This is a genomic window from Bradyrhizobium sp. BR14999 (assembly GCF_056106085.1).
On the sequence record NZ_CM148536.1, the window covers coordinates 8140634 to 8154911 of the forward strand.

The window sequence follows — 14278 nt, forward strand, 5'->3', positions numbered from 1 at the left end:
TTCAAGCCGGAGGAAAACGCCGGCTCGTCGAAGCTGTGAATGATCCAGTTGCATCTTGATTATTTGGCGCCGCCGCGCAAGATTGTTCGCGGGCTTTGATTTGCACGATTATTTTCAACCGGGGAAATGTTATGGGTTTCATCAAATTTACGAAGAAGACCTCGCTCAGCGAGGAGGACCGCAAGGCACTGCGAGAGCTGCTCAACTTCGAGAAAGACAAGCTCAAGGTCGCGCTGAAGGATGTCGACGACAGCCTTAAGGCTCTGCGCGGGGCCAAGAAGAAATCCAGGAAGAAGAAAAAGTAAGCGTCGGCCGGGGACGCCGCACGATTGTTTAAAAATCGACCGCTCGCCTGTCGAGTTGGGGTCTCGCACAAGCTTGCGTCTGTAAACCGGCCAGCTATCGACAAGGATTCGCCCGAGTGGACCGCTAGAAGCGGTCTGCTCAATTGATTCTTGCGTCCCGCGCCGGGGGATCCCCTCCCGCCTGACGCCAAAGGCCTCATTGATGGCAGACGACGGAATTGAACTGTTTGTCGGACTGATCGAGACCATCGACACGCCAGGCGTCGTCGATGCGTGCTGGCGCCTGCTTTCGGCCGACGAGCGGATACGCGCCGACCGCTTCATGTTCGAGCGGCATCGCCGGCAATATATTTTCGCGCACGCCATGCTGCGCATGGCGCTGTCGCAGGTCGCCACCAACGTTGCGCCCTCCGACTGGTCCTTTGCGGCCGGCCGCTATGGGCGGCCGTTTGTCGCAGCGCCCAAGACCGCGACCGCGCTGCATTTCAGCCTGTCGCATGCCGACGGCTGCGTCGCCTGCGTCGTGTCGCGGCATGAGGCCGTCGGCGTCGACGTCGAAACCGTGTCCCGGCGCGTCGCGCCGTTATCCACCGCGCTTCGCTTCTTTGCGCCAGAGGAAGTCGAAACCTTGCGCGGATTGCCGGAGCCCGCCGCGATCGACCGCTTCTTCGACTATTGGACGCTCAAGGAGGCCTACCTGAAAGCCAGAGGCTTTGGGCTCAACTTGCCGCTGGACGCCTTTGCGATGCAGGTATCGCGCGAGGGCATCGAGATCAGCTTCAAGCCCGATATCGCCGACGATCCGCATGGCTGGCGCTTCTCGCTGTGCTCGCCATCGCCCTCACATCGCCTCGCGATCGCCGACGGCTCCCGTGCGCACGGCGGCCTTCCCATCAGCCGCAATGCCTGGCCGCTCCAGGAAGCGGCTGAATGACGACCTCGCGGCCGCGCGTCTGTCGAGGCAATGACGTGTTTTCCGGCCTCTGCCCGCATCCGCCTTCGCCAAGGCTTCGGGCAAGGGCGGCAAGAGGCGGAGATCACCGCGCCTCTTCGAACCCTGCCAGCACCGAGGTCAGGTTCGCGCCCAAAATATCCGAGAGATAGCCGCCCTCCTGCACGAACACGGTCGGCAGGCCCATTTTCGCGATGGCCCGGCCGATGCGGCGGAAGCCCGGCGTGGTGACGGCCAGTCCCTTCAGCGGGTCGTGCTCGGAGGCATCGAGACCGAGCGCGATGACGAGGGCGCCAGGCGCAAAGGACTCGATCGCCTTGCGCGCGACGTCCAGCGCCTGGATGTAGCCGTCATCGCCGGTGCCGATGGCCAAGGGAATGTTGAGATTGGTGCCGAGGCCGGGGCCCTCGCCCCGCTCATGGGCATAGCCCCACACGAACGGATAATACGCAATCGGATCGGCATGGATCGAGATCGTGTAGACGTCCGGTCGCGCGTAGAAGATGCCCTGCGTGCCGTTGCCGTGATGGACGTCGACGTCGAGGATCACGACACGCTCGTGCTTCTGCCGCAGATGCGCCGCTGCGATCGCGCTGTTGTTGAGGAAGCAGAAGCCGCCCGCCATATCGCGATAGGCATGATGGCCCGGCGGACGGCAGAGCGCATAGGTCGCATCCTCGCCGTCCATCACCATCTGCGCCGCCGTGACTGCAACGTCGGTCGCGGCACAGGCGGCCGCCCAGGTGCCCGGCCCGATCGGCGCGGCGGTGTCGGCGGTGTGCCAGCCGAGCTTGCCGACGATGTGGGTGGGATAGGTCGCGGCGTGGCGCACCGGATGGATGTTGCCGATCATCTCCGGGCCGGAATCGCCAAGCGCAGTCCAGGCATCCCAGGCTTCGCTCAGGAACGACAGATATTCCGGACTGTGAATGCGCGCGCGGGGGCCCTGCCCGAATTTCGTCGGCTCGACCAGTTGATGCTTGCCATCCTTCAATCCCTTGAGCAGGCGGTCGGCGCGCTCGGGCTGTTCGGTGGTGCGCTTGACGACACCGCGGACCAGGAAGAATTGCGGATCATGGCTGCGATGCAGTTCGGTATGGACGGCTTTCACTCACACACTCCGTGGGTCGCATGCTCTTTAATGTGCCGCAGAGTCTTGATCTCCGCGGCGGCCAGATGCAAGCAAGAAGAATGCCGCCCCTGTCGGGTTGCCCTGCGCTGAAGGCAGATCGCCCGTGATGCTCAGCAGCGCCCGCGCTGAAGACAGTGCTCGCGGCCCTGCTGATCGGTCCGGAAGGCCTCAATGAAGCCGCCCTGGCGCTGCGTGACGAAGACGGTCTTACCGTCGCCGCCGCCGAAGGCGAGGTTGGTCGGCTCCTTGGCCCTCAGCGCGATCTCGCGCTCGACCGCGCCGTTGGGCTTCATCAACGCGATCGTGCCCTTGAGAATGCGCGCCACATACAGCCGACCGGTGACATCGGTGCGCAGGCCGTCGATGGTGTCGGGCTGGAACGACTTGACGAGCTTTGCGTCGACGAGGTCGTTGCCCCGGATGCCATAGGACCAGATCTGGCCGCTGCTGGATTCGCCGACATAGAGCGTCTTGCCGTCAGGACTGAGATCGATGCCGTTGGTAGTGCCCATCGCGCGCGGCGCCGCCATGACCTGGCCCTGCACCGATCCGACCGCTGCCTTCGCGATGCGCCAGATGTGCCCCTCGCGGCCCTTCCAGTTCGGGTCGCTCGCATAGATCGTTCCGTCGCGGGCGATCGTGATGTCGTTGGGCTGGTTCATCTCGTCGGAGTGAAACCAGAGGGACGGCTCTGTCGCTCCCTTCGGAATCGTGAAGACGTTGTGCTTCTTGTAGTCGGCAATGAACATGGTGCCGTTCCGATCGAAACGGATGGCATTGCCGACGCTGCCTTCGGGCAGCATCGTGAACGGCTCCGACGCCGCCCCGCCGGCTGGCAGCCTGCCGATGGTGCCTTGCTTGCCGAGATTGACCACGAAGAGATTGCCGTCGAGGTCGGCGGCAGGCCCTTCGATGCCGAAGGTGTATTCGCCCGTGGGCGTCACCTGCACGCTTTCAAACAGCTTGGTCTCGGCAGCGGCCGGCAGCGTCGCGACGAGCAAAATGCTACTGCACAGGCACCAGAAATTCCTGCCGGATGTAATAGCCATCGTCGTCGGAGCACTCGCCGTTCAGATAGGGATCGGCCGGCCGGAAGAATCGGCTGAAGCCGGGTTTGTCTACAGCGCTCCTTTGTGTCACGACCACGACCTTGGCGGCCGGTATTTCGCCGCATTCCTTGTTGGTCTTGCCGAAGAACTTGCGCTGCGGCGGACCGGGCTTGATCCGCATCCGCGTGCCCGGAACCATTTTCGCAACGAGCAGGTCCGCAGTGTCGAGCAGCCGCGTGTAACCCGGCTCGCTCTTCGGCAGGCCCTCGCCGCCCGGCGGCATCAGCTTCTCCGCACCGAGACCGCGCAGCCGCGTGCGCAGCTTGCCGGCGTCGGGATCGCCCGGATAGATCCAGCCGTCCTGCGACAGCATGAAGCGGAGCACCGTCGAATCCTTCTCTGCGTCCGATTGTCCTGGTTTCAGGCCGAAATCCGAGTGGCAGCCGACGCAATGCTTCTCGACGTGGCCCTTGCGCAGCGTCGTGAGTCGGACGCTGTTCTGCGCGTCTCTGGCGACGAACGCCGCGAGCTGGTCGATCATCGCCTGGCTGCGGATGTCGCAGGGTAGCGGCGCCGGCGCGTCGCCCGCGGCGCGATCGATGCGGATCACGGTCTTGTTCTTGTCCTCGACCAGCCAGATCGCGCCGTCTTCCGCCACCGTCATGCCGACCGGGGCGCCTTGCGGCCGCGCGCCGTTGACGCGGTGCCAGCCTGAAATCAGCTCCTCGAACGGCGCGGCGGCGACTTCGCCGGCATCGGTCAGGAAGCTGCGGGTCGGGTCTGCGGCGCAGCTGACGTGATAGTGCACCGGCGCCGGGACAGGCTTGGGGAAGCCGTGGTCGTCGACGTCATAGATGAGGACGCGGCTGCCGGTCGGGCGATAGCCGTGCAGACCGACCAGCAGCTTACCCTCCAGCTCCGGGAATTTTGTGCCGTGATAATGATAATAGAGCATCGCGAGCGGCGCACCGTGCGGCGGCATCAGCGAGAGCGGCGGCTTGTAGAGCGCGTTGGCGGTGCAGAGCGATTTATAAATCCCGGACTGCAGCACGCCCCTGAATTCCGGGCTCGGCGTCGACGCATCGTAACAATAGGGCCAGCCATAGTGCCTGCCCTGCTCGATCGCGTTGATCTCCTCGTTGGGCTTGAGGATGTCTGGCAGGTCGCGGCCGTTCTCGCCTTGCAGGAAGGCGTAGCCGGTATCGGGAAAGTTCGGATGCAGCGCCAGCGCCATCGAGTTGCGCAAGCCCCGCGCATAGACGGTGTGCGGCGGATCGGGATCGTTCGGCTTCAGCGCCGGGAAGACGCCACCCGCAGGCGGCGTGTACAGCCAGATCGATGCCATCGCCGACGCGCCCTCGGCGGCCGCGCAAGGCTTCGTGATCGGTGCCGGCGTGATGCAGTCGTCGCTGTGCGAGCCGATATTGACGAACAGCCGCCCGTTCCTGTCAAAGACGAACTGCTTGAGCGGATGCGCGCTTTCGTCGAGCCTCGTGCCGTCGGGCAGACTGATCCGCCGGCCGGGCATGCGACGGATGATGGTCTCGACCGTGCCGCGCGGATTGTCCGCAAGCGGATCGAACCGGAAGATCGTCTCTGCGGTCGAGGCATAGAGCTTCCTGTCGGGGCCGATCACCAGGCCGAACGGATACTCGACCCCGGTCAGCAATTCCTTCAACCGTTGGCCTGGGGGCGCATGCGGATCGAGCAGCAGCAGCCGTCCGTCGGCATGGCCCCAGCCGCCCATGTCGGCCACCACGAACAGGTCGCGGCCCGGCACCTGGATGATCGCGCGCGGGAATTTCAGGCGGTCGTCCTCGCTGGCGACGAGGCCGGCGCAAAAGCCTGCCTTCATGTCGATCTGGATTCTGGGAAAAGCGAGATCGCCGCTGCCGCAGACGTCCGTGCCGATCGCATAGCCGCCTCGCCTGACGAGCTCGGATGATGCCCCGGGGGCAAGACCAAGCAGGAGCGCGGCGAAGGCGACTGCCCACGCGGGCAGGCTCCGGCCTTCCTTGCAGATTGTGAGATGTTTCACTGCCGCCCTCCCCCGACTTTCGTCGGAGGTTGTTCCATGCCGCCGAAGCGCGGTCCAGCTGATCATCACCCGCCTGTGATTAAACCTGTAACGACCTCGGAGGCGACCAATCTCCGTAAATTCCCTTACCGGGTTCGGCCCGAATGTTTCGCGAATGCCTCGGGTGGTATCAGTTTGCCATCCCAATCGCTCCCTACAGGAGGCGTATATGGTCCAGGTCTATTTTCACTGCTCCAATACCGAGGGCACACTGATCGATCGCTACGGCGCCGCCGTCTCCAATCTCACCGAGGCCCGCGACCGCGCCGCCCAGATCATGCGGTCGATGATCCTGACGCCGAGCAACGAGGATTGGCGCGACTGGGTGATCCATGTCAGCGACGACGATGGCGAGGAGATTTTCGATCTCCCCTTCACGGCCATGCTCGGCAAGCCGCATTGAGGTGATGCCATGCTGCTCGCTCCCTTGACCCTGCTCCGCCACCCCCTGAGCTTCGTCGCCACCAAATGGCAGACCTTGATGAGGGTCGCAGGCGATCCTTACCGCCCCGAGCTTCACTACATGCGCGGGCCCGGCCCGAAATGGCGCGCCAAGTATCAGGCCAGCCGGCTGACCCGCCCACTCTGAGCGCTCCGGCTCGTCGCTTTCCCATTGATCTGCGTCGTCATGGCCGGGCTTGTCCCGGCCATGACGTTCTTGGAGCACCCGCGGAAGACGTGGATGCCCGGGACTAGCCCCGGCACGACGAGCCAGTATCCCGACCGCGCCATCCCGCGCCTGTTTCACACCAGCCATGTCGCGCCTCCGTTTCGATGTTCTCGTTGGCGGCAATGTGCCATTGTCTGCGGGCTTCGCCAATTGCGGAGCCTCGACGTCAACGCAGCAAAGCCACGACAAACATCAAGACCACAACATGCCTCACCAGTTCAGCCGCGCCCAACAGATCCGCAAACCCGCAGTTAGAACCAAGGGCGGCATCGTCGCCGCGCAATCGCGCCGGGCCGCCGAGGTCGGCGCAGAAGTGCTGGCGGCGGGCGGCGACTGCGTCGACGCGATTGTCGCAACGACGTTTGCGCTGAACGTGCTGGAGCCCTGGATGAGCGGCATGGGCGGTGGCGGCGCGATGGTGCTCTACCGCGCCAAGGACAATCGCTACGAGGTGATCGACTACGGCATGTGCGCGCCGCAGAGCCTGCGCGTAACCGATTATCCGATCACGGGCGAAGGCGCGGCCTCCGACCTGTTCCCCTGGCCGCGGGTGAAGGACGATCGCAACATTCACGGGCCCGGCTCGATCGCGGTGCCCGGCGTCGTCGCCGGCATGGAGGAAGCGCATCGCCGCCACGCCAGGATGCCTTGGAAAGATCTGGTCGCGCCCGCCGCGACGATCGCGGGCGAAGGCCTGCTGGTCGACTGGTGGACGACGTTGATGATCGCAAGCACCGCCGCCGACCTCAGGCGCTATCCCGCCAGCGCGGAGATATTCCTGAAGGACGGTCTGCCGCCGAATGCGCCCTGGGGCATCAAGGCCGAGACGCGGCTGCCTCAGGACAAGCTGAAGGCGACGCTGGCCCATCTCGCCGCGGCCGGCCCGCGCGATTTCTATGAGGGCGATCTCGCCAAGAGCATCGCTTCCGACATCAAGGCCGATGGCGGTTCGCTGTCGGTGGAGGATCTCGCCGCGTTCCGTAGCCACCTGCGCGAGCCGCTCGCGATCCCCTATCGCGGCGGCAAGGTGTTTGCGACGCCGGAGCTCACGGCCGGGCCCACGATAGCGCATGCGCTACGCCTGTTGCAGCAGAACCTGAAGCCGGGCACCGCGCCGGATGCGGCCGCCTACGCTGAATACGCGCTCGCTTTGCAATCGGCCTACCGCCAGCGGCTGGGCGACATGGGCGATGCCGACGGCAAGCGCTCGCTCGGGGCGGAATATCTCGCGCCGGCCTGCACCACGCATTTCTCCGTAGTCGACCGTCACGGCAACATGGCCGCGGTGACGCAGACGCTGCTCTCCACCTTCGGCTCGAAATACGTGACGCCGCATAGTGGCATCCCCATGAACAACGGCATCATGTGGTTCGACCCGACGCCTGCTACCACCAACTCGCTCGCCCCCGGCAAGCGTTGTCTCACCAACTACACGCCCGTCATCGCCGAGACGAAGGACGGCAGGCGCCTCGCGGTCGGCGCCTCCGGCGGCCGCCGCATCTTGCCGGCGGTGACGCAGCTCGTGTCCTTTGCGATGGATTTCGGCATGGACCTCGATGCCGCCATCCACCAGCCGCGCATCGACGCCAGCGAAGGCGCGGTCGTGATCGGCGATGCCCGCCTGCCGGCGGAGGCGCGCAATACGCTGGCGGCGCGGTTCGACTATGAGGAGACGCAGGTGCAGGCACTGCCGATGAAGTTTGCTTGCCCGAGCGTGGTGATGCGCGAGGGCGACACCAATTCGGGCGCGGTCGAGATTTTCCAACCGTGGGCGGAAGCGGTGGAGGAAGGCTGAGCGCACGGATCGATGCGAGCTTGTGCCAACGTTCGTTGAGCCGTCGCGCCATTGCCATCTCCGCGAGCGTCATGACTCCTCCACATTCGCAGGGAACTTACCTACCTGCCGTTCGTTCAGTGAACGGACAAATGCGCTCGCCCCAGTGGAGGACATGATGAAGAAACTTGCGCTCGCCGCGTCGCTGATCGTTGCGGCCGGCCTCACACTTACCAGCCCTGCACTGGCCAAGGGTGGGCATGGACATGGGCACGGCTACGGTCGTGGCCACGCGATGGGCTATCATTACCATGGCACGCCGCCGGGATGGTACCACGGGCGCAAGGTCGGCTGGCGCGGCATGGGCTGCCCGCCCGGCCTGTGGAAACAGGGCCGCTGCTGAACATCGGATCGAGCAAGGCGCTGCCTCGGCAGCGCCTTTTCTATATTCCTAACCGATCTCTCACCCGCCCCGCGATCACCGCTGTAGTCACCCCGATCGGCCAGAACGCGTGCATCGGCATCGGCTTGATGCCCGTTATCGGCATATCGATCTCCACCTTCGGCCCGCCGATCAGCCGGCGCGCCAGCTGCGCGCCCATCGCGGTGGAGAGCGCAACGCCGCGGCCGTTGCAGCCCAGCGAGATCAGGATGTTCTCCGCGGGCTCATGCACATGCGGATAATGATCCACGGTGATCGCGAGCCGGCTGTTCCAGCCATGCGTCCAGGCGACGCCCTTGAGCTGCGGCCATAGCCGCTCGGCGTAACGCATGAGGTAGGCGACGTCGTTCGGCGACTTGATCCAGCGCATCGGGCCGCGGCCGCCCATCAACAGGCGGTTGTGCTGATCGATGCGATAATAGACCGTGATGTGGCCGCTCTCGTAGAGCACGGGACGCGTCGGCATGATCTCGCGCGCAATCGCGTCCGAGAGCGGCGCGGTGGCGGCGATCGAGGAAAACACCGGCACGATGGTGCGGCGAAGTGCCGGCCAGAGGTCGTCGGTGAAGCCATTGGTGGCGAGTAGGACTTTTTCGGCATGCACGATCGCGCGCGGCGTCTCGATGCGCCAGCGCGTGCCCTCGCGGCGCAGCGACAGCGCCGGCGTTTCTCCATACACTTTCGCGCCGGCGGAGATCGCCGCGCGCGCGAGGCCGCGGGCATAGCTGAGGGGATGCAGATCGCCGCCACGCGTATCCAGCATCGCACCGATATAGCGGTCGGTGCCGGTCATCTCGCGCAACTGCTCGCGGTTCAGGAATGACACCGGCATGCCGCGGCGGATGCATTGCTGCGCGGTATTTTCGATCGCGGCGGCGCCGGCCTCGTTATAGGCCGCGCGCAGCGTGCCGTTCTGCCGTGCCTCGCAGGGAATCTGGTAACGGCGGATCAATTCGTGGGTGAAGTTGGTGGTGCCGTAGGAGAAGTCGATCATGCGGCGGCCGAGATCTGTGCCGAAATCGGCCTCGATCTGATCGGGATCGTGCTTCAGTCCGGGATTGGTGTGGCCACCATTGTTGCCGGACGCGCCCCAACCGGGCTCCTGCGCCTCCAGCACCAGCGCCTCGACACCCTGCTCGGCCAGATGCAACGCCGTGGACAGGCCGGTGTAGCCGCCGCCGACGATCGCGACGGAGACAGTCTTGTCGACGTCGAGCGGCGGCGTGGCGATCGGCGCGACGGCGGTGTCGGCGTAGAGCGAGGGAGGCAGAGGCAGGCGTGTGGTCATGGCGAAGACCGATCAGAGCGGATGCAACACGCGGCGCAGAAAATCCTGCGTGCGCGGATGCTGGGGTTGATTGAGCAGCGCCTTGGCCGGCCCCTGCTCGACAATGACGCCGCCGTCGATGAACAGCACGCGATCGGCGACATCGCGGGCAAAGCCCATCTCGTGGGTGACGACGACCATGGTCATGCCGTCATCGGCAAGCTTGCGCATCACGCCGAGGACGTCGCCGACGAGCTCGGGATCGAGCGCCGATGTCGGCTCATCGAACAGGATGGCCTTGGGCTGCATCGCGAGCGCACGCGCGATAGCAACGCGCTGCTGCTGGCCACCGGAGAGTTGCGGCGGATGCGCATCGGCTTTCTCGGCGAGCCCGACCTGGGCGAGCAGCGCGCGGCCGCGCTCCAGCGCCTGCGCACGCGGCTCCTTCTTCACATAGAGCGGTCCCTCGACCACGTTCTCCAGCGCCGTACGATGCGGGAACAGGTTGAAGCGCTGGAACACCATCGAGACCTGGGTGCGGATCGCCACGATCGACGGTGCATCGCGATCGACCTTCAAACCTTCGACGCTGATCTCGCCGCGATCGTAGCTCTCCAGCCCGTTGATGCAGCGCAGGATTGTAGACTTGCCCGAGCCGGACGGGCCGATGATGCAAACCACCTCGCCCTTTTGCACCGACGCATTGATGCCCTTGAGCACCTCGACCTTGCCAAAGCTCTTGTGGACGTCGTTCAGCTTGATCATCGCTTGCCAGCCCGCTTCTCGAAGTGACGGACCAGCAGGATCAGCGGGATGCTCATGGTGAGGTACATCAGCGCAACAAGGGTGAACACGCTGGTGTTCTTGAAGGTCGAGGACGCGATCAATTTGCCTTGCAGCGCGAGCTCGGCGACCGTGATGGTGGAGGCCTGCGACGAATCCTTCAGCATCATGATCATGACGTTGCCGTAAGGAGGCAGCACGATGCGGACGGCCTGCGGCAGCACCACGCGGCGCATGGTGAGCCACCAGCCCATGCCGATTGTCTGCGCCGCTTCGATCTGGCCCTTGTCGATCGCCTCGATGCCGGCGCGGAAATTTTCCGCCTGATAGGCCGAATAGGCGATGCCGAGCCCGAGGATCGCGGCCTGCAACGCCGACAGCGTGACGCCGAGATCGGGCATCACGAAATAGAGGTAGAACAACAGCACGATGATCGGGATGCCCCGGATCACGTTGATCAGGCTGGCGCTGAGCATCGACAGCGCCTTGATGCCGGAGACCCGCATCATCGCCCAGACGAGGCCGAGCACCGTCGAGAGCAGCAGCGAGCCGACCGTGACGATGATCGTCAGCGCGACGCCGTTCAACAGGATCGGGAAGAACTCAACGGCGTCGCGCCAGAAGCCTTTCATCGGGCAGCCTTCATCGATCAGCCTCCTCTAATGATCAGCCTTGTGCCTTCAGGCCCCATTTATCGAGGATCTTGGCGATGGTGCCATTGGCCTTGAGCTTCGCCAGCGAGGCGTTGATCTTGCCGAGCAGCGCGGTCTCGCCCTTGCGAACGCCGATGCCGACCGAGCCGACGGTGACGGGCTTGTAGCCGTCGACGAGGCGCACCTCGGGGAAGCCGCCCTGCTTCAGATTGTAGGCGAGGATCGGATAGTCGGCGTAGCCGGCCTTGAGGCGGCCGGTGTTCACGTCGCGCAGGATGTCGGGGATGGTGTCGTAGGCCTTGACCTCGGCGAACAGGCCGGACTTCTTCAGCGCATCGACGAAGGCGGTGCCGACCTGGGCACCTACCGTCTCGCCCTTCAGGTCGTCCTGCGTGGCATAGGCCTTGGTGTCGCTCTTCGGCACGACGAGGCCTTCGCCATAAGTGTAGATCGGGTCGGAGAAGTCGACCACTTCCTTTCGAGGCGGCGTGATGAACATCGCGGCGGCGATGATGTCGATCTTGCTCGAGGTCAGCGACGGGATCAGCGCCGAGAATTGCATCGGCTCGATCTGCACGTTGAAGCCGGCGTCCTTGCCGATCTCGGTGACGAGATCGACCATGATGCCCTGGATGGTGTTGGTCTTGGTGTCGAGGAAGGTGAAGGGAATGCCCGTCGGTGTCGAGCCGACTTTCAGCACCTGTTGCGCCGAAGCCGGCACCACGGCTGCAATTGCGAGTGCCGCGATCGCGGCCAGACCAAAACGCTTCATCGCATCCCCCTTTGGGTCTGGCCGATGGCGGCGCTGGCGCGTGTCATGGGATCAGACGTTGCGGGCCAGACCGTTTCGGCCTATTTTCACCAATATGAAAATTTGGTCACACTTTCGCGGATCGCGCAAGCGGTTTTCATGCACATGAAGGAAGCGATCTGACGTGAGCGGTGGCAAAAGAATGCGCAAACCGGCCGCGAGGCCGGCGAAGAAGCTGAAGGCCAAAGCCAGGACCAAGGCTGTCACCAAACCCGCAGAGCCCGCAATGGACGTCGCGGTCGGCCGCCGCATCAGGGATCTCCGGCGCGTCAGGCAGTTTTCGCTGGAAACGGTCGCGGCGCGCACGGAGCTGTCGATCGGCTTCCTCAGCCAGATCGAGCGCGGCCTGTCATCTCCCTCGCTGCGCGTGCTGGCGACGCTGGCCGACGTGTTCGGCGTCGGCATCGCTGCGCTGTTCGGCGCGAGCCCGAGCGCTGACGGCGGATCCAACCAGGTCGTGACGCGTGGGCTTGAGCGCCCCGAGCTGAAGCTCTGGCGCACCGGCGTATCCAAGCAATTGCTGAGCCCGGCGAGCGCCGACAACAAGCTCAATCTGTTCCTGGTGCATCTGGAGCCCGGCGGCTCCACCGGCGACGAGCTCTACACCCATGACGGCGAAGAGGCCGGCCTCGTGCTCGAAGGTGAGATGATGCTGACGGTGGACAGCGAAACGTGGTCGCTGAAGAGCGGTGACAGTTTTAGGTTTGCGAGCCGGCGGCCGCACCGGTTTTCCAATCCGGCGCAGGATGCCAAGGCGGTGGTGCTGTGGGTGAATTGCGTGACGGGGGCGAGCTGACTGCTCTCCCTCTCCCCGTTCTTACGGGGAGAGGGCTGGGGTGAGGGGCTCTTTCCGCACGAATCGAGAGAGTTGGACTCGCGGAAGCTCCCCCTCACCCGGAATTTGCTCTCGCAAATTCCGGCCTCTCCCCGCACGCGGGGAGAGGCGAAGAGAACCACGGCGCCTCCGCGCCGTCATTGCGAGCGAAGCGAAGCAATCCAGAGTCTTTCGACAGAGACAGTCTGGATTGCTTCGTCGCAAGGGCTCCTCGCAATGACGCGCGGAGAGACCGTCACCCAAACCGGTGCTTGTACCGGTCCACCACCAGCGCGCTCACGTCGATGTCCGGCTTCTTGCCCGACAGCATGTCCGCGAGCACGCGCGCTGAACCGCAGGACATGGTCCAGCCGAGCGTGCCGTGGCCGGTGTTGAGGTGGAGATTGGCGTATGGCGTCGGGCCGATCACGGGTGGGCCGTCCGGCGTCATCGGACGCAGGCCGCTCCAGAACGTCGCCTTGGCGAGATCGCCGCCGCGCGGGAACAGGTCGGTCAGCGAGTGATCGAGCGTGGCGCGGCGGGCGTCGTACAGCTTGCTGGAATAGCCGGAGATTTCGGCGGTGCCGCCGACGCGGATACGGTTGCCGAGGCGGGTGATCGCGACCTTGTAGCTCTCGTCCATCACGGTCGATTCCGGCGCGCCGGAGGCGTCCTTGATCGGCACCGTGATCGAATAGCCCTTCACCGGATAGACCGGCAGCGAGATGCCGAGCGGCGCGACGAGCCGTGACGACCAGCTTCCGAGCGCAAGGACGTAAGCGTCTGCCTGTAACAGGCCGGCACTGGTCACAACGCCGCTGACACGCGCGCCGTCGGTGACGATGCGATCGATGCCTGTGTTGAACATGAAGCGCACGCCGAGCGCCTGGGCATGCTTGGCCAGCGCCTGCGTGAACATGTGGCAGTCGCCGGTTTCATCCTGCGGCAGGCGAAGCCCGCCGACGAACTTCTCCTTCACGCCGCCGAGCGCCGGCTCGACCGCGATGCAGCCCTCGCGGCTCAGCACCTCAAAGGGAACGCCGTACTGCTTGAGCACAGCGATGTCCTCGGCCGTACCGTCGAGCTGCGCCTGGTAGCGGAACAGCTGGAGCGTTCCTTTCGAGCGCTCGTCATATTGAATGCCGATGTCGCGGCGCAGATCGCGCAAGGAATCGCGGCTGTATTCCGCGATCGGGATCATTCGGCTCTTATTGACCGCGTAGCGCGCGCTGGTGCAGTTGCGCAGCATCTTGAGTAGCCAGACCCACATCACCGGATCCAGCTTCGGCCGGATCACCAGCGGCCCATGCTTCATCAACAGCCATTTGATCGCCTTCACCGGCACGCCGGGACCGGCCCAGGGCGAGGAATAGCCCGGCGACACTTCGCCGGCGTTGGCAAACGAGGTTTCCAGCGCCGGCTCGGGCTGGCGGTCGATGACCGTCACCTCATGGCCGGCACGCGCGAGGTAGTAGGCAGAGGTGACACCGATGACACCGCTGCCGAGGATCAAGACTTTCACGCTTCGTCAAACTCCCGCGGCATCACG

At 64.7% G+C, this 14278-nt stretch carries 16 protein-coding genes; 8 read left to right on the forward strand and 8 right to left on the reverse strand.

What is annotated here, in order from left to right; genetic code table 11:
• Positions 1-131 precede the first annotated feature (131 nt).
• Positions 132-305 (forward strand): hypothetical protein, encoded by a 174-nt coding sequence (locus tag ACR9YP_RS37890; RefSeq protein ID WP_164934413.1) that lies wholly within the window; start codon positions 132-134, stop codon positions 303-305.
• A 202-nt stretch (positions 306-507) separates the two neighbouring features.
• Entirely contained in the window at positions 508-1239 is a 732-nt protein-coding gene (locus tag ACR9YP_RS37895; RefSeq protein ID WP_474218480.1) for a 4'-phosphopantetheinyl transferase family protein, read from the forward strand.
• Between the two features lie 103 nt (positions 1240-1342).
• Here ACR9YP_RS37895 and ACR9YP_RS37900 read toward each other — a convergent pair whose 3' ends face one another.
• The 3 genes from ACR9YP_RS37900 to ACR9YP_RS37910 all read right to left on the reverse strand — a co-directional run bounded on the left by ACR9YP_RS37900 (position 1343) and on the right by ACR9YP_RS37910 (position 5476).
• A complete protein-coding gene (locus ACR9YP_RS37900; protein WP_474218481.1) occupies positions 1343-2368 on the reverse strand; it encodes a histone deacetylase family protein in 1026 nt (341 codons plus the stop codon).
• A 131-nt stretch (positions 2369-2499) separates the two neighbouring features.
• Positions 2500-3438 carry an SMP-30/gluconolactonase/LRE family protein gene (locus ACR9YP_RS37905; RefSeq protein ID WP_438111063.1) on the reverse strand — a complete coding sequence of 313 codons (939 nt, stop codon included), beginning with the start codon at positions 3436-3438 and terminating at the stop codon, positions 2500-2502.
• Complete coding sequence (locus tag ACR9YP_RS37910) at positions 3395-5476, reverse strand: PQQ-dependent sugar dehydrogenase (RefSeq protein ID WP_474218482.1); 2082 nt, start codon at positions 5474-5476, stop codon at positions 3395-3397. Before ACR9YP_RS37910 ends, ACR9YP_RS37905 begins: the two co-directional genes overlap by 44 nt.
• 208 nt (positions 5477-5684) lie before the next feature.
• Between ACR9YP_RS37910 and ACR9YP_RS37915 the strand changes: the two genes are divergently transcribed.
• The 4 genes from ACR9YP_RS37915 (at position 5685) to ACR9YP_RS37930 (ending at position 8362) form a co-directional block, all read left to right on the forward strand.
• Positions 5685-5918 carry a DUF6894 family protein gene (locus ACR9YP_RS37915; RefSeq protein ID WP_091884042.1) on the forward strand — a complete coding sequence of 78 codons (234 nt, stop codon included), beginning with the start codon at positions 5685-5687 and terminating at the stop codon, positions 5916-5918.
• A gap of 9 nt (positions 5919-5927) precedes the next feature.
• Complete coding sequence (locus ACR9YP_RS37920; protein ID WP_164934414.1) at positions 5928-6104, forward strand: hypothetical protein; 177 nt, start codon at positions 5928-5930, stop codon at positions 6102-6104.
• A gap of 286 nt (positions 6105-6390) precedes the next feature.
• Entirely contained in the window at positions 6391-7980 is a 1590-nt protein-coding gene (locus ACR9YP_RS37925; RefSeq protein ID WP_474218483.1) for a gamma-glutamyltransferase, read from the forward strand.
• Between the two features lie 157 nt (positions 7981-8137).
• On the forward strand, positions 8138-8362 hold the full coding sequence (locus tag ACR9YP_RS37930) for a hypothetical protein (protein WP_176945469.1): 225 nt from the start codon (positions 8138-8140) through the stop codon (positions 8360-8362).
• A 40-nt stretch (positions 8363-8402) separates the two neighbouring features.
• Here ACR9YP_RS37930 and ACR9YP_RS37935 read toward each other — a convergent pair whose 3' ends face one another.
• Genes ACR9YP_RS37935 through ACR9YP_RS37950 form a run of 4 tightly spaced genes read right to left on the reverse strand, consistent with a single transcriptional unit; the run spans position 8403 to position 11876 of the window.
• Positions 8403-9689, reverse strand: coding sequence for an NAD(P)/FAD-dependent oxidoreductase (locus ACR9YP_RS37935; protein ID WP_474218484.1), 1287 nt, complete (start codon positions 9687-9689; stop codon positions 8403-8405).
• A 12-nt stretch (positions 9690-9701) separates the two neighbouring features.
• Entirely contained in the window at positions 9702-10433 is a 732-nt protein-coding gene (locus ACR9YP_RS37940) for an amino acid ABC transporter ATP-binding protein (protein WP_474218486.1), read from the reverse strand.
• On the reverse strand, positions 10430-11083 hold the full coding sequence (locus ACR9YP_RS37945; RefSeq protein ID WP_474218487.1) for an amino acid ABC transporter permease: 654 nt from the start codon (positions 11081-11083) through the stop codon (positions 10430-10432). Before ACR9YP_RS37945 ends, ACR9YP_RS37940 begins: the two co-directional genes overlap by 4 nt.
• A 34-nt stretch (positions 11084-11117) precedes the next feature.
• On the reverse strand, positions 11118-11876 hold the full coding sequence (locus tag ACR9YP_RS37950; protein ID WP_370988042.1) for an ABC transporter substrate-binding protein: 759 nt from the start codon (positions 11874-11876) through the stop codon (positions 11118-11120).
• A 24-nt stretch (positions 11877-11900) separates the two neighbouring features.
• On the opposite strand from ACR9YP_RS37950, the gene ACR9YP_RS37955 reads away from it, so the two are divergent.
• Positions 11901-12038 (forward strand): hypothetical protein, encoded by a 138-nt coding sequence (locus ACR9YP_RS37955; RefSeq protein WP_164934416.1) that lies wholly within the window; start codon positions 11901-11903, stop codon positions 12036-12038.
• 19 nt (positions 12039-12057) lie between these two features.
• Positions 12058-12711, forward strand: coding sequence for a helix-turn-helix domain-containing protein (locus ACR9YP_RS37960; RefSeq protein ID WP_474218488.1), 654 nt, complete (start codon positions 12058-12060; stop codon positions 12709-12711).
• A 274-nt stretch (positions 12712-12985) separates the two neighbouring features.
• Here the strand turns inward: ACR9YP_RS37960 and ACR9YP_RS37965 are convergent, their stop codons facing one another.
• Positions 12986-14251 carry a D-amino acid dehydrogenase gene (locus tag ACR9YP_RS37965; protein WP_474218489.1) on the reverse strand — a complete coding sequence of 422 codons (1266 nt, stop codon included), beginning with the start codon at positions 14249-14251 and terminating at the stop codon, positions 12986-12988.
• Positions 14252-14278 lie beyond the last annotated feature (27 nt).

Bases quoted from the DNA above. Each gene is read 5' to 3' on its own strand.
- ACR9YP_RS37915 (WP_091884042.1), top strand. From the start codon at position 5,685: ATGGTCCAGGTCTATTTTCACTGCTCCAATACCGAGGGCACACTGATC.
- ACR9YP_RS37920 (WP_164934414.1), top strand. From the start codon at position 5,928: ATGCTGCTCGCTCCCTTGACCCTGCTCCGCCACCCCCTGAGCTTCGTC.
- ACR9YP_RS37905 (WP_438111063.1), bottom strand. From the start codon at position 3,438: ATGGCTATTACATCCGGCAGGAATTTCTGGTGCCTGTGCAGTAGCATT.
- ACR9YP_RS37955 (WP_164934416.1), top strand. From the start codon at position 11,901: ATGGCGGCGCTGGCGCGTGTCATGGGATCAGACGTTGCGGGCCAGACC.
- ACR9YP_RS37895 (WP_474218480.1), top strand. From the start codon at position 508: ATGGCAGACGACGGAATTGAACTGTTTGTCGGACTGATCGAGACCATC.
- ACR9YP_RS37925 (WP_474218483.1), top strand. From the start codon at position 6,391: ATGCCTCACCAGTTCAGCCGCGCCCAACAGATCCGCAAACCCGCAGTT.
- ACR9YP_RS37935 (WP_474218484.1), bottom strand. From the start codon at position 9,689: ATGACCACACGCCTGCCTCTGCCTCCCTCGCTCTACGCCGACACCGCC.
- ACR9YP_RS37945 (WP_474218487.1), bottom strand. From the start codon at position 11,083: ATGAAAGGCTTCTGGCGCGACGCCGTTGAGTTCTTCCCGATCCTGTTG.
- ACR9YP_RS37890 (WP_164934413.1), top strand. From the start codon at position 132: ATGGGTTTCATCAAATTTACGAAGAAGACCTCGCTCAGCGAGGAGGAC.
- ACR9YP_RS37940 (WP_474218486.1), bottom strand. From the start codon at position 10,433: ATGATCAAGCTGAACGACGTCCACAAGAGCTTTGGCAAGGTCGAGGTG.
- ACR9YP_RS37960 (WP_474218488.1), top strand. From the start codon at position 12,058: ATGCGCAAACCGGCCGCGAGGCCGGCGAAGAAGCTGAAGGCCAAAGCC.
- ACR9YP_RS37950 (WP_370988042.1), bottom strand. From the start codon at position 11,876: ATGAAGCGTTTTGGTCTGGCCGCGATCGCGGCACTCGCAATTGCAGCC.
- ACR9YP_RS37930 (WP_176945469.1), top strand. From the start codon at position 8,138: ATGAAGAAACTTGCGCTCGCCGCGTCGCTGATCGTTGCGGCCGGCCTC.